Here is a 17,015-nt window from a genome sequence, read left to right as displayed (position 1 = left end):
ACCGCCGGCTCCGGCGCCAAGTGAGCCACCCGCTCCCGCACCAGGCGAGCCGCCTGCGCCCGCTCCCGCGCCGGCGCCCGGATCCCCCCCGGCACCTGGGCCAGCACCGGCGCCGGCTCCCGGGCCGGCACCTGCACCCGGCGCCACACCGACCCCGGCGCCGCCGCAGCGTTCATCGCTGGAGCGCGTCAACAGCGAAGTCGTGGCCCACATGCAGGGCGCCGCCTTGCTGGAAGCGGAAAGTTCGCAGCCGGGCAAGCCGGCGCGCAAGCGCGTGGGGCTGACGGCCGCCCAGTGCGTGGTGGGGCGCTGAGCCTCAGGCCGTGAGCCAGTCGCTGCCGCGGGCCGCATCCGCCACGTGGATGTCGGCCGGCGCGCAGCCCAGGGCATTGGCCAGCGCCTGCCGCGCCAGCTCCGGCCGGTTGTTCTGTTCGCTCAGGTGCGCGGCCATCACCTGCCGCAGCTTGCCTGCGGCCAGCAGCGACCGCGCCAGGCCAGCGGCCGCGCTGTTGGCCAGGTGGCCGTAGGCGCCGGACACGCGGCGCTTGAGGAACGGCGGGTAGGACGAGGCCGCCAGCAGCGCCTCATCGTGGTTGCACTCGAGCAGCAGGCTGCCGCAGTCGGCCAGCTGCTGCAGCACGTGCGCCGAGGCATGCCCCAGGTCGGTCAGCACGCCCAGGCGCACCGCGCCGTCGGTGCAGGTCAATTGCAGCGGTTCGCGCGCGTCGTGCGGCACCGTGAACGGCTGCACCTGCAGCGGCCCGATGTCGATCGGCTCGCCGTCGAAGGCGATCCGCAGCATGCCGCCGAAGTCGGGGTGGCCCAGGGCCGCATGCGTGCCTTCGCTCATCCAGACCGGGATGCGCTCGCGCAGCGCCAGCTGGCGGGCGCAGCCGATGTGGTCGCCGTGTTCGTGGGTGATGAAGATGGCATCGACCTGGTCGGCCAGCATGCCGGCGGCGCCAAGCCGCTTGTCCAGCTCGCGGATGCCCAGGCCGCAGTCGACCAGCAGGTGGGCGATGCCGGTGCCGCTGCGGGCCTGCACCACGGTGGCATTGCCGGAGCTGCCGCTGCCGAGGTTCTTGAAGCGGATCAAAACAAGTCCAAGCGCTGGCGGCGCCGGGCCGCGCGGAATCCCATGGAGCGCGGTCCCTCTTGTGAGAAGGATCCTGCTTTGCCGGCCCTTCTCACACGGATCGGGCCACCTGAAAAAGTCGGCACGACCTTTTCAAGCGCGCCTATTTGAGGTCGTCCGCAATGACCTGCACGATGCGCTGCGCATCGGCCGAAGTCTCCGGCGCGCCGGTGGCATTGAGCACCGACACCGTGGTGCTCGGGCCGTCGCTCTTGAGGTTGATGCGGTACTTGAGCGGCGCTTCGGCCGGCTTGGCGCGGCTGAAGATGCGGCCCAGCAAGCCCGGCTCCTTCTTGTCGGCATTGGGCGCGACGTAGCGCACGAAGTAGGTGCCCTGGCTGCGGTCGCGGTCTTCCACCGTGAAGCCCGTGCGGTCCAGGGCCAGGCCGACCCGGCGCCAGGCGCGGTCGAAGCCTTCGTCGATCACCACCACCGGCAGGTTGTTCACGCTGGCCACGCGCGAGACCGGCTTGTCGGCGCCGGCCGCCGTGGCGGCGCGGGTCTGCTCCGCCGGCACGCCCAGCTTGACCATCAGGCGGCGCAGGAATTCGGCTTCCAGCTCGGCGTCGTTCGGGCGGGGCTGCCAGACCGTCTGGTCTTTTTGCGTGTTGTTGTACACCTCGATCATGCCGCGGTGGCTGATGTAGACCTCGGTGCCGCCGGTGGGCGTGCGCTCCAGGCGCGTGCGGAACTTGTCGCGCTCGGAGGTGGAGTACACCGAGTCGATCAGGCGGCCCAGCGTGGCGCGCACAAAGTCATGCGGGATCTTGGCGCGGTTCTCGGCCCAGTCGGTGTCCATGATGCCCAGGTTGGGCTGGTCCATGGCCAGCAGGAAGCCGCTTTCCTGCCAGAAGTCGCGCACCGGGCCCCACAGCTGGTCGGCCGGCCGGTTGACCACCAGCCAACGCTGGTTGCCGGCGCGCTCCACGCGCACGTCGCCCACGGCGGTGGCGGCGGTCGGCACCCCGGGCAGCGACTGGCCCAGCTGCAAGCTGCTGGCGGTGACCGGGCCGCCGGGCACGACGTAGCGCGAATCGCGCGACAGCTGCGTCAGGTCGGGCGGCACTTCGAGCGACACGCCCTTGCTGGCGCTCTTGTAGTCGACCTTGTCGGTCTCCAGCACCGAACAGGCGGACAACGCGGCGACCACGGCCAGCAGGCCGTACTTCAGGAATGACTTCACTTGGGCTTACCTCTCTCGGATTCGTGGGGACGCGCGCCGGTTCAGGCGAGCAGGCCGGCGGCGCGCAGCGCGCCTTCGACCACGGGCTCAGCGGCCCGGGACAGCGGCGTCATCGGCAGGCGCAGCGCGCCTCCCATCAGGCCCATGCGGGCCATGGCCCATTTCACGGGGATCGGATTGGACTCGACGAACAGGTGCTTGTGCACCGGCAGCAGCAGGCGCTGGATCTCCATCGCCTTGCGCGCGTCGCCGGCCACCGCGGCCACGCACAGCTCGTGCATCAGCCGCGGCGCGACGTTGGCCGTCACGCTGATGTTGCCCTGGCCGCCGCACAGCATCAGCGCCACGGCGGTCGGGTCGTCACCCGAATAGATGGCGAAGCTGCGGGGCACGTCGCGGATCAGCCATTGCGCCCGCTCGATGTTGCCGGTGGCTTCCTTGATGCCGATGATGCCGGACACCTCGGACAGCCGCAACACGGTGTCGTGCAGCATGTCGCCGACGGTGCGGCCGGGTACGTTGTACAGCACGATCGGCAGGTCGCCGGTGGCCTCGGCGATCGCCTTGAAGTGCTGGTACTGCCCTTCCTGGGTCGGCTTGTTGTAGTAGGGAACGACCTGCAGCTGGCAGTCGGCGCCGACCTTTTGCGCGTAGCGCGCCAGCGCGATCGCCTCGAGCGTGGAATTGGCGCCGCAGCCGGCCATGATCGGCACCCGGCCGTTGGCCTGCTCCACGGCCACGCGGATGATCTCGCGGTGCTCGTCGACGTCCACGGTGGGCGACTCGCCGGTGGTGCCGACCACGCCGATGCAGTCCGTGCCTTCGGCGATGTGCCAGTCCACGAGCTTGCGCAGCGTGGGGTAGTCCACACTGCCGTTGTCGTGCATCGGCGTGACCAGGGCCACGATGCTGCCAGTAATCGGTGTCATTTGACGCTGCTTCCGGGGAATAGGTGATTGTAGCTAGAGCTGGTAGCGCGGCGTTGCGGGCTGCGGTGCATCGCGCACGGCGGCGATCCGCTGCACGAAACGCGGCGGGGCATCGAGGAAGCCGTCCTCGTAAGCCACCACCCGCAGGCCGGCGCAGGCCCGCAGCAGTTCCCCGGGCGCCAGCAGGAAGTCCGGGCGCGACGGCCTGCCCACGCTTTCATTGCCCTGGGCAAAGGTTTCGTAAAGCAGCACGCCAGCGGGCGCGACCGCCGCCAGCAGCTGCGGCAGCAGCGGCCGCCACAGGTAGTTGGTGACGACCACGCCTGCGAACCGGCGCCCCGCCAGGGGCCAGGGGCCGTTCTCGATATCGGCCAGGACGGTCTCGCCGATGCCGTCCAGCGTGGCCAGCGCGTCCGCATCGCGGTCGACCCCGGTCACGGGGTGTCCGCGCTGGGCGAACCAGCGCAGGTGCCGGCCCCGCCCGCAGGCCACGTCCAGCACCGCGCCAGCGGCCGGCAGCAGGTGGCTCCAGCGGGCGATCCAGGGGGAGGGCGCTTCAGTCCCGTGCACGCGGCTTGACCTCGTCCTTCAGCACCGCCATGGCCAGCCGCTCCACGATGCCGGGCGTCAGCAGCTTCATGAAGCGCCCCAGCCTGCCCTTGGCGGTCATCACCACTTCACGCCGGCGGGCGTCCATGCCTTCGATGATCAGCCGCGCGCATTCCTCGACCGACATCGCCTCGTCTTCCTTCAACCCGCTGGCGCCGGCCGGCCGGCCACGCGCATTGAAGCCGCGATGGCGGATGGCGGTGGCCACCACGCCCGGGTAGGCGCTGGTCACGCTGACGCCTGCGCCCTTGAGTTCCGGCCGCAGCGCCTCGAAAAAGCCCGTCATCGCGAACTTGGTGGCGCTGTAGGCGGTGCGGCCCGGCACGCCGACCAGCCCCGCCAGCGAGCTGACGGCGACGATCCGGCCGCCGCTGGCCACCAGGTGCGGCAAGGCGGCATGGGTGCACCAGACGGCGCCCCAGAGGTTGACCTTCATCAGGTCTTCGTACCAGTGCAGGTCGTCGGCGGTCACGTCGGCGAACAAGGCCTGGGCCGACATGCCGGCGTTGTTGACCAATGTGTCGAGGTGGCCGAACTGCTGCAGCGTCTGGTCGACCAGCGAGCGGCACTGCGCCTCCTGCGCCACGTCCATGGCGACGACCAGCACCTGGGCGCCGTGCGCGCGGCACTGGGCTGCCACCCCTTCGAGCTTTGGCTGGCTGCGCCCGGCCAGCACCAGAGCCAGCTGCGCGCCATGCCTGACGGCCAGCTGGCGCGCCATCTCGGCGCCGATGCCGTCGGAGCCGCCGGTGATGAGGGTGACGTTCAATTGAAGCAAGCCCAGACGAAATCCCCCAGCACCACCATCGCCTCCGGCCGGGTGTACAGGCCGAACACCGCCAGCAGCAGCGCGATGGCGACCCCGTAGGCCAGCAGTTTCCTGGCGCGAATCGCCATGCTCAGGCCGCCTGCGGCGCCGGGCCGCGCACGATCGGCGTCTCGCGCACCGGCAGATTGACGATCGCCGCGAAGATGCCCAGCGCGATGGAGATGTACCAGACCACGTCGTAGCTGCCGGTGCGGTCGTACAGCACGCCGCCCAGCCACACGCCCAGGAAGGAGCCGATCTGGTGCGAAAAGAAGACGAAGCCGCCCAGCATGGACAGGTGCGCCACCCCGAAGATGCCAGCGACGGTGGCATTGGTGGGCGGCACCGTGGACAGCCACAGCAGCCCGATCACGGACGAAAACAGGTAGACCGACAGCGGCGACAGCGGCGCCAGCAGGAACAGGGCGATGGCGATGGAGCGGCCAAGGTAGATGCCGGCCAGGATCTTGCGCCTGGCGATGCGCTGGCCGAGCGTGCCGGCGATGTAGGTGCCGACCACGTTGAACAGGCCGATCAGGCCCAGCGCATAGCTGGCGATCTCGGGTGACAAGCCTTTGTCCTTCAGGTAGCTGGGCAGGTGGACGCCGATGAACACGACCTGGAAGCCGCAGACGAAGTAGCCCGCCATCAGCAGCTGGAAGCTCGGGTATATGAAAGCCTCGCCCAAGGCCTGCAGGATGGTCTGCTCGCGCCTGACCGGCGCCGCGCCGCTGGCGAAGCCCGGCTCGCGCAGGAAGAAGGCCAGCGGCACGATCAGCAGCGCCACCAGGGACAGCGCCAGCAGCGCCTGGTCCCAGCCCAGCTCGCGGATCAGCGCGCCTTCCACCGGCACCATCAGGAACTGGCCGAACGAGCCGGCCGCAGCCGCCACGCCCATCGCCCAGGACCGCTTCGAGGGATCGATCTGCCGGCCGATGACGCCGTAGACCACCGCGTAGGTGGTGCCGGCCTGGGCCGCCCCGATCAGCACGCCGGCGGCCAGGGTGAAGGTCAGCGCGTCCTTGGCCAATGCCATGCCCACCAGCCCGAGGGCGAATGCGACGCTGCCCCCGAGCAGCACCCGGAAGGCGCCGAAACGGTCCGCGATCATGCCGGCGAAGATGCCGATGATCCCCCACGACAGGTTCTGGATCGCCAGCGCGAACGAGAAAGTGCCGCGGTCCCAGCCATGGGCCTGCGTCACCGGCAGCAGCCACAGGCCAAAGCCGTGGCGGATGCCCATGGACAGGGTGACGACCATGGCGCCTGCGACGAGGACCTGGGTCATCGACAGCTTGGTGGCGGCGGCGGACTGCATGGCGCGAACTGTAGCGAGAAGGCAGCGCCGTTGCTGACGGCGACGTTGACAACCCCGTTGCCATCTTCGGGCTTGACTGATGACGGCGCGGCATGAATTGGGTGTAACTGGATGTCCATCCAGTGAACTTGCCGGACGGGACTACAATCCGCCACCCTATGGCCACCAAACCCTCGCCCGCCTACTCGGAAGGTTCGATCCGGGTGCTCAAGGGCCTCGAGCCCGTCAAGCAGCGCCCGGGGATGTACACGCGCACCGACACCCCCTTGCACATCTTGCAGGAGGTGCTGGACAACGCCGCGGACGAGGCGCTGGCCGGCCACGGCAAGCGGCTGCGGGTGTTCCTGCACCCCGACGGCTCCACCAGCATCGAGGACGACGGCCGCGGCATCCCGTTCGGCCTGCACCCCGAAGAGAACGCGCCGGTGCTCGAGCTGGTGTTCACCCGGCTGCACGCCGGCGGCAAGTTCGACAAGGGCAAGGGCGGCGCCTACAGCTTTTCCGGCGGCCTGCACGGCGTCGGCGTGTCGGTGACCAACGCGCTGTCCAGGCGGATGGAAGTGACCAGCTACCGCGAAGGGCAGGTCGCCACCATCGTGTTCGCCGGCGGCGACGTGGTCGAGCCGCTGCAGTTGCGCAAGGCCGGACCGGAAGACCGCAAGCAAGGCACCACCGTGCGGGCCTGGCCCGACGCCAAGTACTTCGAGACCACCGCCTTGCCGATGGCGGAGCTGGCCCACCTGCTGCGCAGCAAGGCGGTGCTGATGCCCGGCGTGACGGTGCAGCTGCACGACGAGAAGAAAAAAGACGTCCAGAGCTGGCAGTACAAGGGCGGCCTGCGCGACTACCTGATGCAGACCCTGAACGGCGATCCGGTGATCCCGTTGTTCGAGGGCGAGGGCTACGCCGCCGACAGCAACGACAACTTCGCCGAAGGCGAGGGCGCCGGCTGGTGCGTGGCCTTCACCGAAGACGGCCAGCCGGTGCGCGAGAGCTACGTCAACCTGATCCCCACCACCGCCGGCGGCACCCACGAAAGCGGCCTGCGCGACGGCCTGTTCAACGCCGTCAAGAGCTTCATCGAGCTGCACAACCTGCAGCCCAAGGGCGTCAAGCTGCTGCCCGAGGACGTGTTCGCGCGGGCCTCCTACGTGCTGTCGGCCAAGGTGCTGGACCCGCAGTTCCAGGGCCAGATCAAGGAGCGGCTGAACTCGCGCGACGCCGTGCGGCTGGTCTCCAGCTTCGTGCGGCCGGCGCTGGAGCTGTGGCTGAACCAGCACGTCGAATACGGCAGGAAGTTGGCGGAGCTGGCGATCAGGGCGGCCCAGTCGCGCCAGAAGGCGGGCCAGAAGGTCGAAAAGCGCAAGGGCTCCGGCGTCGCCGTTCTGCCCGGCAAGCTGACCGACTGCGAAAGCAAGGATCTGGCGCACAACGAGCTGTTCCTGGTGGAGGGCGACTCCGCCGGCGGCAGCGCCAAGATGGGCCGTGACAAGGAGTCCCAGGCCGTGCTGCCGCTGCGCGGCAAGGTGCTCAATACCTGGGAGGTGGACCGCGACCGGCTGTTCGCCAACAACGAGATCCACGACATCTCGGTGGCCATCGGCGTCGATCCGCACGGGCCGAACGACACGCCCGACCTGACCGGCCTGCGCTACGGCAAGGTCTGCATCCTGTCGGACGCCGACGTCGACGGCTCGCACATCCAGGTGCTGCTGCTGACGCTGTTCTTTCGCCACTTCCCCAAGCTGATCGCTTCGGGCAACGTCTACATCGCGCGGCCGCCGCTGTTTCGCGTCGACGCGCCGGCGCGCGGCAAGAAGCCGGCCGCCAAGATGTACGCGCTGGACGCCGGCGAGCTCACGGCCACCCTGGACAAGCTGCGCAAGGAAGGCGTCACGGAAGGCGCCTGGAGCATCAGCCGCTTCAAGGGCCTGGGCGAGATGAGCGCCGAGCAGCTGTGGGACACCACGCTCAACCCCGACACGCGCCGACTGCTGCCGGTGGCGCTGGGCAAGTTCGACTTCGCCGGCACCGAAAGCCTGATCACCAAGCTGATGGGCAAGGGCGAGGCGGCGTCGCGGCGCGAGCTGATGGAACTGCACGGCCACGACGTGGACATCGACGTCTGAGCGAGATGGCCAAGCCGCGCTGCATCGCCCTGCCGCCCCGATTGCGTCGCTTCGGCGCGCTGGCGGCCCTGCTGCTCGCATGCGCGGCTGGCCCGGCGCGGGCTGATATCTGGGGCTTCGTCGACGAGCGTGGCGTGGCGCACTTTGCCGGCGAACAAGTCGACGAGCGCTACCAGCTGTTCTTTCGCGGCGGCGAGAGCTTCGACACCAGCGCCGGCGTGCAGATGCCGCGGGCCGAGGCGGCGCCGCCGGCGCCCGCCAGGCTGCTGGCCTTTTTCGACGTATCGCCCAGTTACAAGCAGGTCAGGCACCACCTGCGCGCGGCGTCCGCCGAACACGGCGTCGAGTTCGAACTGCTGCAGGCGCTGATCGCCACCGAGTCCGGCTTCGACGCCCGCGCGGTTTCGCCCAAGGGCGCCATCGGCCTGATGCAGCTGATGCCCGCCACGGCGCAGCGCTACGGCGTCAGCAGCGACCGCAAGCTGGCGCTGGAGCAGAAGCTGACCGACCCGCGCACCAACATCCGCGCCGGCACGCGCTACCTGCGCGACCTGATGCGCCGGTTCCCCGGGCAGCTGGAACTGGCGCTGGCCGCCTACAACGCCGGCGAGGGCGCGGTGCAGCGGGCCGGCAACCGGATCCCGAACTACCGCGAGACCCAGAACTACGTGCGCACCGTGATGCAGCTGTACACCTTGCTCAAGCCGCCGGCCATGGTCCAAGGCGGCCAGCCGCCCAATCGGGTGCGGATGCATTTGGCTGGGCCGGGCGGCGCCCTGGGCCGCGGCAACATGCCGCCCGCCCTCGCGGCGGCACCGGCCGGCGCCGAATGAGCCGGATCCGGGGCGGCCGCCCATGAACGGCTTGATCGATCCCCAGGCGCTCTGGCTGGGCGCCCTGGTCGGGGCCCAGGTGCTCGTCGTCTTCTTCTGCGTCATCAAGGCCAACGCCTACCGCGAGCGCGCGCTGCTGCTGCACGCGGCGGCGACGCTGCTGTCGGTGCTGACGATGCAGTCGCTGATCGGCCGTCAGCCCATGGTCCAGGCCGGCGCGGTGTTCCTGCTGGTGCCGGCTCTGGCCGGCCTGCAGCTGCTCGACCTCATGAGCCACGCCGGCGCGCTGCGGCGGGCCCGGCGCCTGCTGCTGTTCACCAGCGCCGTGGCGCTGCCGCTGCTGGCGGTCGCGGCCACCTTCAGCCGCGTGTTCGTGCTGGCCGGGTTGCTGCTGTGGGCTGTGGTGGTGGCCATCCTGCTGGCGCGGGCCTGGCGCCAGAGCCAGCCCTGGGTCTGGTGGCTGGCGCCGGCGTCGGCGGCGCTGCTGCTGGCCGGCGCCGGCATCGTGGCGCCGGTGCTGGCCGACGAACTGGAGTCGGCTCTGGCGGTGGGTGCCCTGCTGACAGCCTGGAGCGCCTGCGTCTACCTGGCCACCGGCTGGCGCGGCCGCATCCACGGCGAGACGCGGGCCCGCATCAAGGCGCGCAACACCATCGACCCGCTCACCGGGTTGGCCACGCCGCTGGTGCTGAACGAGCGGGTCGTAGCGGCGCGCCACCTGACACGCCGCTACGGCCACCCCAGCGTGCTGATGCTGGTCCACATCGAGAACCTGGCGTCGCTGTCGCAGGAGTTCGGCCCCGAAGCCGGCGAGTCCGCCGTTCTGGCCGCGGCCGAGCGGGTCCGCGATTCCATGCTGCGCGACGGCGACGTGGTGGCGCGCCTGAGCCACACCCGCATTGGCGTGCTGGCCGAAGGCGTGGCGGCGGGCGAGGCGGCGTCGTCCGTGGCCAGCCGCATCCTGGTGGCGGGCCTGAAGGAGCCGCTGCCGGCGGTGCGCTCCGAATTCCTGCGCTTTCGGATCGTGCTGTGCGCGGTGCCGGCCGACGACACCACGCCCAAGCAGCTGCTGCACAAGCTCTCGCAGCGGCTCGACCACGAGGTCAAGGGCGGCTCCGAGCGCCGTATCGTCACGTTGAGCCATGAAGACCTGCTGGCCGCAGCCCCCTGATCCCTTTCCCTTTTTCGCGAATCCATGGAGCAAGAACTCACCACCTTCGCCGGCGACGGCGACGACACCAGCCTGGACCTGGCCACCTACGCCCAGCGCGCCTACCTGGAATACGCGCTGAGCGTGGTCAAGGGCCGGGCGCTGCCGGACGTGGCCGACGGCCAGAAGCCGGTGCAGCGGCGGATCCTGTACTCGATGTACCGCATGGGCCTGGGCTTCGGCACCGGCAGCGGCCCCAGGCCGGTCAAGTGCGCGCGGGTCGTGGGCGACGTGCTGGGCCGGTTCCACCCGCACGGCGACCAGGCCGCCTACGACGCGCTGGTGCGCATGGCGCAGGACTTCGCCCAGCGCTACCCGCTGATCGACGGCCAGGGCAACTTCGGCAGCCGCGACGGCGACGGCGCGGCGGCGATGCGCTACACCGAGGCGCGGCTGGCGCGCATCAGCAACCTGCTGATGGACGAGATCGACGAAGGCACGGTGGAGTTCACGCTGAACTACGACGGCAGCACGCAGGAGCCGCTGGTGCTGCCGGCGCGGCTGCCGTTCACGCTGCTCAATGGCGCCAGCGGCATCGCGGTCGGCCTGGCCACCGAGATCCCCAGCCACAACCTGCGCGAAGTGGCCGAGGCCTGCGTGGCGCTGGTCAAGAACCCCAAGCTGTCCGAGGAGGACCTTCTCAGCTTGCTGCCGGGCCCGGACTACCCGGGCGGCGGTCAGATCATCAGCAGCGCCGGCGACATCGCCGACGCCTACCGCAGCGGCCGCGGCTCGCTCAAGGTGCGGGCCCGCTGGAAGATCGAGGAACTGGCGCGCGGCCAGTGGCAGCTGGTGGTGACCGAGCTGCCGCCCGGCGTCAGCACCCAGCGGGTGCTCGAGGAGATCGAGGAGTTGACCAACCCCAAGGTCAAGGCCGGCAAGAAGGCCCTGTCGGCCGACCAGGTACAGCTCAAGCAGACGCTGCTGTCGGTGCTCGACACCGTGCGCGACGAGTCGAGCAAGGACGCGCCGGTGCGCCTGGTGTTCGAGCCCAAGACCAGCCGCATCGACCAGGGCGAGCTGATCACCTCGCTGCTGGCGCACACCAGCCTGGAAACCTCGGCGCCGATCAACCTGACCATGGTGGGGCTGGACGGCAAGCCGGTGCAGAAGTCGATCCGGCTGATGCTGACCGAGTGGATCGAGTTTCGCCAGCGCACCATCGAGCGGCGCTCGCGCCATCGCCTGGAAAAGGTGATGGACCGCAGCCACATCCTGGAGGGCCGGCAGCTGGTGCTGCTGAACATCGACGAGGTGATCGCGATCATCCGCGCCGCCGACGAGCCGCGGCAGGCGCTGATGGCGCGCTTCGCGCTGTCGCAGCGGCAGGCCGAGGACATCCTGGAAATCCGGCTGCGCCAGCTGGCGCGGCTGGAAGCCATCAAGATCGAGCAGGAGCTCAAGGAACTGCGCGCCGAGCAGGGCAGGCTGGAGGACATCCTGGGCTCGCCCGCTGCCCTGCGCCGCCTGATGATCAAGGAGATCGAAGCCGACACCAAGCAGTTCGGCGATGCCCGTCGCACGTTGATCCAGGCCGAAAAAAAGGCGGTGGCCGAAGTGAAGGTGGTGGACGAGCCGGTGACGGTGGTCGTCTCGCAAAAGGGCTGGGTGCGGGCGCGCCAGGCCCATGGGCACGACGCCGCCAGCTTCGCCTTCAAGGCCGGCGACGGCCTGTACGCCACCTTCGAGTGCCGCACCGTCGACACCTTGCTGGCTTTCGGCAGCAACGGCCGGGTCTACTCGGTGCCGGTGGCGCTGCTGCCGGGTGCGCGCGGCGACGGCCAGCCGATGACCACGCTGGTCGAACTGGAGGCGGGCACGCAGCTGCTGCACTATTTCGCCGGTGCCGCCAGCGCCTGGCTGCTGCTGTCCAACTCGGGCGGCTACGGCTTTCTGGCGCAGGTGGAAAACATGGTGTCGCGGCAAAAGGGCGGCAAGACCTTCCTGTCGCTGGGCGCCGGCGAGACGGTGTGCCGGCCGTCGCCGGCCAACGTGCCGCCAGCGGCGCCGGCCACGCACGTGTGCTGCGCCTCCACCGGCAAGCGCATCCTGACGTTCGAGATCGGCGAGCTCAAGCCCATGGCCAATGGCGGCCGCGGCCTGATGCTGATCGACCTGGAGCCCAAGGAGGAACTGGCGGGCGCCGCCGCCTACACGCGCTCGGTGCGCATCACCGGCATCGGCCGCGGCGACAAGGAACGCGAGGAAGTGCTGGAGATCCGCTCGCTGAACAACGCCAAGGCGGGGCGCGGGCGCAAGGGCAAGGCGGCGGATCTGGGGTTCAAGCCGCTGGCGGTGACGCGGGTGGAGTGACCGTCCCCCCCGCGCAGGCGGGGGCCCCGGGCTTTCGTGTGGCGTGGTGGGGACGTGGCCTTTTTGCCGCGCCGGTCCGGGCGACCTGCCTTGGCGAATGTCCCCCGCGCGGGCTGCGCCCGCGCCTCCTCCTTTATTTCGCCAAGGCGGGCCGCCCCGGGCTGGCGCCAGGTCGTGCGGATCCGGGAGCCGCGCTCACTGCGCATTGTTCGGCGGATCCAAGTCCCTCCGCTTCGCCCCGGTGCGGATTGCGACCGTGAGTGCCTTGACCTTTCGTTTCCTACGGCCAGGGCCAGGGCTTGGCGGGCTTGGCCTGCTTCATGCGCGGCGGGGCCCCCGGCCAACCCAGGTCGTGGGCCGCTTCGCGTTCGGCACCCCGAAAGGGGAAGCCCAGCTTCTCCCGGGTGCGGCGCAGCTGGAAGTCGGACGTGTTGGCAGAACGATCACGGCTGCCGCCACGGCCCGCGCAAGGCCAATACTTGCCCCGCATCGATCTGGTGGCCAGCGGCGGCGCGCGCCGCCGTGCTGGTGCTGCCGCCGCCCTCAGACTTCCACGATCAGCTCGATCTCCACGCAGGCCCCGGTGGGAATCTGCGCCACGCCGAAGGCACTGCGCGCATGCGCGCCTTTCGAGCCGAACACTTCGGCCAGCAGCTCGCTGGCGCCGTTGACCACCAGGTGGTGCTCGGTGAAGCTGCCGGTCGAATTGACCAGTCCGAGCAGCTTGACGATGCGCTTGACCTGGTTCAGGTCGCCCACGGCGGCGTGCAGCGTGCCCAGCAGGTCGATGGCGATCGCGCGCGCGGCCGCCTTGCCTTCCTCGGTGGCCATGTCCTGGCCCAGCTTGCCGGCCCAGGTCTTGCCGTCCTTGCGGGCGATGTGCCCGGACAGGAACACCAGGTTGCCGGTGCGCACGAACGGCACGTAGGCCGCGGCCGGCGTGGCCACCGGCGGCAGGGTGATGTTCAGTTCCTTCAGCTTGTCGTAGACGCTCATTGGATGCTCCTTGGAATGCGACCGATTCTAAGGAGCGGCTTCGGCCGCGAGGGCGTGCGGCTCCGCCGGCGCCACCGTCACCGCCACCCGCAGCCGGTGGCTGGCGCCGCCGTGGATCACGCCGCGCATCGGCGAGACGTCGGAAAAGTCGCGGCCCCGGGCCAGCGTCACGTAGTCTTCGCCGGGCGCGCGATCGTTGGTGGGATCCAGTTCGGTCCAGCTGCCGGGCGCATCGTCCGCGGCCGGCAGGTACAGCGACACCCAGGCGTGCGAGGCGTCGCTGCCCACCAGCCGCGGCCGCCCCGGCGGCGGCTGCGTCAGCAGGTAGCCGCTGACGTAGCGCGCCGGCAGGCCCAGGCTGCGCAGGCAGCCCAGCATCACGTGGGCGAGGTCCTGGCACACGCCCTTGCGCAAGGCCAGCGCCTCCAGTGCCGGCGTGTTCTCGTCGGTGGCGGTGGTCTCGTACGCGAAGTCGGCGTGGATGCGCCGCATCAGGTCGCGCGCCGCCTCCGGCAACGGCCGCCCGCGCGGAAAGCTCGCCGCCGCATAGGCCACGAAGTCCTGGTGGCGCGGCACGTAGGGCGAGGCGAAGGCGAACTCCGAGGCCGGGTCGTAGCGGCTGGCACGGTGGTAGCGCATGCGCTCGCGCACTTCCTCCCACGGCAGGCCGGGCGCAGGGCCGGGCGGCGCGCTGGTCGCCACCAGGCTCTCGGCCACCACCTTCAGGTCTTCGTGCGCGCCTTGCAGGCTGAAGAAGGCGCGGGTGTTGCCGTACACGTCCACCGATTCGTTCTGCTGGGCGGGCGTGGGGCTGACCGTCAGGCGGTGGCTGAGCAGGCGCTGGCCCTGGCCGTGCAGCGGCTTCATGTGCGTCATGTGCTGCGCGGTTCGAACCGGCGGCACGTAGTCGTAGCTGGTCTCGTGCCGGATGTGCAGCAGCATGTCAGGCTCCCACGCTGTAGCGGGCGTCGCCGGAGTGGGCGAAGTAGCGGGCGGTCAGGTCGTCGGAGAGGCGATAGGCGGCGTCCACGCATTGCTGCAGCAATTCGACCAGCTGCGGGTAGTCGCCGTCTTCGTCGCGCTCGCACAGCGCTTCCAGCGTCCAGCCTTGCGGGTCGGGCACCGGCAGGGCCAGCAGCGGGATGCGCCCGGCCGGCAGGCCGGCCAGCTTGCCCAGGCGCGCGCGCAGGGTCTGCGCCACCCAGCCGAGCGAGCGTGGGTTGTCCTGGTCCAGCACCAGTAGGTCGAGCAAGGCGGCCACGTCGTGCCGCTGCTGGTAGTGGGCATGGAAGGTGATGGTGCTGTCGAACAGGGCCACCACGGCCTCGAAGCCGGCTTCGTCGTGGACGGCGCCGGTCTCGAACGCCAGCAGCAGGGCCTGGCCCAGGAACCCCAGGCGCTCCAGGTGGCGCCCCGTGGACAGCAGCCGCCAGCCGTCGTCGCGCGTCATGCGGTCGGTCTGGGCGCCGGTCATGGCGGCCGTGTGGCCCGACAGCGTCTCCAGCACCCGCAGCGCCTCGACCGAGGAGTAGTCCGTTTCGCCGGTGCAGGCGGCGCAGCCCTGGCTGAACTCCTGCTCGGCGCGCACCATCAGGTTCCACTGCTCCTGCGACAGCCGCTCGCGCACGGCGGCGGCCGCCTTGCGCACGCCGCACAGGTTGAAGCCGACGCTGCTGGCCTGCCGGCCGTCCGCCAGCCCCGCCACCAGCGAGCGCTCGAACACGCGGCGCGACTGCGTCGCCGGCGGCACCGCGGCCAGCACCAGCGCGTTGGCGGCGGCCATCTCGCTCAGCCAGGCCAGCAGCGGCTGCGAGGACTGGTCTTCGCCATTGAGTCCCTCAATGGCCAGGCGCGCCAGCCGCGCGGTGTTTTCGGTGCGCTCGGTGTAGCGGCCCAGCCAGAACAGGTTTTCGCCGGCGCGGCTGGTGACCGGAGCCCGGCGGTGCGGCGTGTCCATCGAAGGATGTTCGTGCTGCAGCAGGCTGGTGGTGTCGACCTCGCCCTCCGTCAGTGCCCAGGTGTCGGCACTGCTGCCGCCGCGCTGCATGGAGGCGATCTCGCGCTCGCCGCCGGTGATGCGGGCCAGCCCGCCGGGCAGCACCCGCCAGCCGTCGGCGCCGTCCGAGACGGCGAACACGCGCAGCAGCAGCGAGCGCGGCAAGATGTGGTCGCCCGAGCGCGCGCTCTTCCAGGTCGGCATCTGCGACAGCGGCAGGTAAGCCTGCACCGCGTACTGGTCGGGCTCGCGCACGATGCGCTCGGCCATTTCGTCGAGCTGGCGCCGGGTCTGGCTGCGGCCCAGCACCGTGCCGGCGCCGTTGCTGGCGTAGGTGCGCTTGATGACCGAATGGTCCAGTTCCGGCAGCGCTTCCTCCATCGCCGCGCGTTCGCCGCACCACCAGGTGGCCACGGCCGGCAACTGCAGTTCCTCGCCAAGCAGCTTGCGGCTGAGCGCCGGCAGGAAGCCGAGCAGGGCCGACGACTCCAGAAAGCCCGAGCCGGGCGCATTGCCGATCAGCACGTTGCCGGCGCGGATCGCCTGCAGCAGGCCGGGCACGCCCAGGCGCGAGTCGGCGCGCAGCTCCAGCGGATCCAGGAACTCGTCGTCCAGCCGCTTGAGCAGCCCGTGCACCGGCTCCAGCCCGCGCAGCGTCTTGAGGTACAGCTTCTGGTCGCGCACCGTCAGGTCGCTGCCCTCGACCAGGGTCAGGCCCAGGTAGCGCGCCAGGTAGGCGTGCTCGAAGTAGGTTTCGTTGTACGGGCCGGGCGTCAGCAGCACGATGCGCGGCTCGCCGTCGGCGGCCGGGCACATGGCCTTCATGCTCTCGAGCAGCGCGCGGTAGGTGGCGGCCAGCCGCTGCACCTTCAGGTCGCTGAAGGCTTGGGGAAACAGGCGCGAGGTGATCAGCCGGTTTTCCAGCAGGTAGCCCAGGCCGGACGGTGCCTGCGTGCGCTGCGCCAGCACCCACCAGGCGCCGGACGGATCGCGCGCCAGGTCGAAGGCGGCGATGTGCAGCCGCCGCCCGCCCGCCACCTTGACGCCGTGCATCGGCCGCAGGTAGCCGGGATGGCCTTGCACCAGCGCCGGCGGCAGCAGGTTGGCCGCCAGCAGCTGCTGCGGGCCGTAGACGTCGTCCAGGATGTGTTCGAGCAACCGCACTCGCTGCAGCACGCCGGACTCGATCTGCTGCCAGCTGCCCGGCGAGATGATCAGCGGGAACAGGTCCAGCGACCAGGGTCGCTGCGGGCCGCCGCCTTCGGCGTAGACGTTGTAGGTGATGCCGTTGTCGCGCACCTGCCGCCGCAGGTTGGTGGTGCGCCGGTTCAGGTCGGCAAAGCCGTCCGGGCCCAGGTGCTCGAAAAAGCGCGCCCAGTCGGCGGTCGGCAGCGAGTCGGCGGCGACTGCCCGAGTGCCGGGCACCGGCGGCCCGGCGACGCCGCCGCGCAATTCGTCGTAATGGCCGGCGGCGGCGGGCGGCGCCATCGCCGCGGCGAGCGCGGCTTGCGTTTGTCCGGCATGGTGGCCGAACAGCGATGGATGGGTAGGTTGCA

Annotated in this window: 14 protein-coding genes; 4 read left to right on the top strand and 10 right to left on the bottom strand. The window is 70.4% G+C overall.

All coding sequences use genetic code 11. The features are described 5' to 3' along the window. Positions 1–316: 316 nt before the first annotated feature. The 7 genes from JWP65_RS04380 to JWP65_RS04350 form a co-directional block, all read right to left on the bottom strand. On the bottom strand, positions 317–1,096 hold the full coding sequence (locus tag JWP65_RS04380; protein WP_299760711.1) for an MBL fold metallo-hydrolase: 780 nt from the start codon (positions 1,094–1,096) through the stop codon (positions 317–319). A gap of 142 nt (positions 1,097–1,238) precedes the next feature. Beyond that, positions 1,239–2,318: an outer membrane protein assembly factor BamC gene (gene bamC / locus JWP65_RS04375; RefSeq protein ID WP_299760709.1), complete on the bottom strand. Its 1,080-nt coding sequence runs from the start codon at positions 2,316–2,318 to the stop codon at positions 1,239–1,241. 41 nt (positions 2,319–2,359) lie between these two features. Next, positions 2,360–3,247, bottom strand: a complete 888-nt coding sequence (gene dapA, locus JWP65_RS04370) for a 4-hydroxy-tetrahydrodipicolinate synthase (RefSeq protein ID WP_299760707.1) — start codon at positions 3,245–3,247, stop codon at positions 2,360–2,362. Positions 3,248–3,280: 33 nt separating this feature from the next. Further along, a complete protein-coding gene (locus tag JWP65_RS04365; RefSeq protein WP_299760705.1) occupies positions 3,281–3,817 on the bottom strand; it encodes a bifunctional 2-polyprenyl-6-hydroxyphenol methylase/3-demethylubiquinol 3-O-methyltransferase UbiG in 537 nt (178 codons plus the stop codon). Beyond that, on the bottom strand, positions 3,804–4,625 hold the full coding sequence (locus tag JWP65_RS04360) for an SDR family oxidoreductase (protein WP_299760703.1): 822 nt from the start codon (positions 4,623–4,625) through the stop codon (positions 3,804–3,806). The genes JWP65_RS04365 and JWP65_RS04360 overlap by 14 nt, the downstream gene beginning before the upstream one ends. Then, positions 4,622–4,753, bottom strand: a complete 132-nt coding sequence (locus JWP65_RS04355; protein ID WP_299760701.1) for a hypothetical protein — start codon at positions 4,751–4,753, stop codon at positions 4,622–4,624. Before JWP65_RS04355 ends, JWP65_RS04360 begins: the two co-directional genes overlap by 4 nt. Positions 4,754–4,755: 2 nt before the next feature. Next, entirely contained in the window at positions 4,756–5,982 is a 1,227-nt protein-coding gene (locus JWP65_RS04350) for an MFS transporter (protein ID WP_299760699.1), read from the bottom strand. Positions 5,983–6,140: 158 nt separating this feature from the next. On the opposite strand from JWP65_RS04350, the gene JWP65_RS04345 reads away from it, so the two are divergent. The 4 genes from JWP65_RS04345 to parC are packed head-to-tail and all read left to right on the top strand — an operon-like array spanning position 6,141 to position 12,467. Continuing rightward, on the top strand, positions 6,141–8,111 hold the full coding sequence (locus JWP65_RS04345; RefSeq protein ID WP_299760697.1) for a DNA topoisomerase IV subunit B: 1,971 nt from the start codon (positions 6,141–6,143) through the stop codon (positions 8,109–8,111). Positions 8,112–8,116: 5 nt separating this feature from the next. Continuing rightward, positions 8,117–8,944, top strand: a complete 828-nt coding sequence (locus tag JWP65_RS04340; RefSeq protein WP_299760695.1) for a lytic transglycosylase domain-containing protein — start codon at positions 8,117–8,119, stop codon at positions 8,942–8,944. A gap of 22 nt (positions 8,945–8,966) precedes the next feature. Continuing rightward, the gene (locus JWP65_RS04335; protein ID WP_299760693.1) at positions 8,967–10,115 is read left to right on the top strand and encodes a diguanylate cyclase; all 1,149 of its coding nucleotides are present in this window, start codon (positions 8,967–8,969) and stop codon (positions 10,113–10,115) included. Positions 10,116–10,139: 24 nt separating this feature from the next. Next, positions 10,140–12,467, top strand: coding sequence for a DNA topoisomerase IV subunit A (parC, locus tag JWP65_RS04330; RefSeq protein WP_299760691.1), 2,328 nt, complete (start codon positions 10,140–10,142; stop codon positions 12,465–12,467). A gap of 543 nt (positions 12,468–13,010) precedes the next feature. Here parC and JWP65_RS04325 read toward each other — a convergent pair. Genes JWP65_RS04325 through JWP65_RS04315 form a run of 3 tightly spaced genes read right to left on the bottom strand, consistent with a single transcriptional unit; the run spans position 13,011 to position 16,995 of the window. Then, positions 13,011–13,463 carry a RidA family protein gene (locus tag JWP65_RS04325; RefSeq protein WP_299760689.1) on the bottom strand — a complete coding sequence of 151 codons (453 nt, stop codon included), beginning with the start codon at positions 13,461–13,463 and terminating at the stop codon, positions 13,011–13,013. 27 nt (positions 13,464–13,490) lie between these two features. Then, entirely contained in the window at positions 13,491–14,405 is a 915-nt protein-coding gene (locus tag JWP65_RS04320; RefSeq protein WP_299760687.1) for a transglutaminase family protein, read from the bottom strand. A gap of 1 nt (position 14,406) precedes the next feature. After that, a complete protein-coding gene (locus JWP65_RS04315) occupies positions 14,407–16,995 on the bottom strand; it encodes a circularly permuted type 2 ATP-grasp protein (RefSeq protein WP_367280468.1) in 2,589 nt (862 codons plus the stop codon). Positions 16,996–17,015 lie beyond the last annotated feature (20 nt).

Origin of the sequence: Ramlibacter sp. (assembly GCF_028292805.1) — a bacterium.
In the GTDB taxonomy this organism is placed as follows: Bacteria; Pseudomonadota; Gammaproteobacteria; order Burkholderiales; family Burkholderiaceae_C; genus Ramlibacter.
Note: the sequence above shows the minus strand (reverse complement) of the source record. Positions and strands in the feature narration are given on the sequence as shown.

Excerpts from the sequence above, each read along its gene's own strand:
- dapA (WP_299760707.1), bottom strand. The coding sequence starts at position 3,247 with ATGACACCGATTACTGGCAGCATCGTGGCCCTGGTCACGCCGATGCAC.
- JWP65_RS04355 (WP_299760701.1), bottom strand. The coding sequence starts at position 4,753 with ATGGCGATTCGCGCCAGGAAACTGCTGGCCTACGGGGTCGCCATCGCG.
- JWP65_RS04350 (WP_299760699.1), bottom strand. The coding sequence starts at position 5,982 with ATGCAGTCCGCCGCCGCCACCAAGCTGTCGATGACCCAGGTCCTCGTC.
- JWP65_RS04345 (WP_299760697.1), top strand. The coding sequence starts at position 6,141 with ATGGCCACCAAACCCTCGCCCGCCTACTCGGAAGGTTCGATCCGGGTG.
- JWP65_RS04340 (WP_299760695.1), top strand. The coding sequence starts at position 8,117 with ATGGCCAAGCCGCGCTGCATCGCCCTGCCGCCCCGATTGCGTCGCTTC.
- JWP65_RS04335 (WP_299760693.1), top strand. The coding sequence starts at position 8,967 with ATGAACGGCTTGATCGATCCCCAGGCGCTCTGGCTGGGCGCCCTGGTC.
- parC (WP_299760691.1), top strand. The coding sequence starts at position 10,140 with ATGGAGCAAGAACTCACCACCTTCGCCGGCGACGGCGACGACACCAGC.
- JWP65_RS04325 (WP_299760689.1), bottom strand. The coding sequence starts at position 13,463 with ATGAGCGTCTACGACAAGCTGAAGGAACTGAACATCACCCTGCCGCCG.
- JWP65_RS04320 (WP_299760687.1), bottom strand. The coding sequence starts at position 14,405 with ATGCTGCTGCACATCCGGCACGAGACCAGCTACGACTACGTGCCGCCG.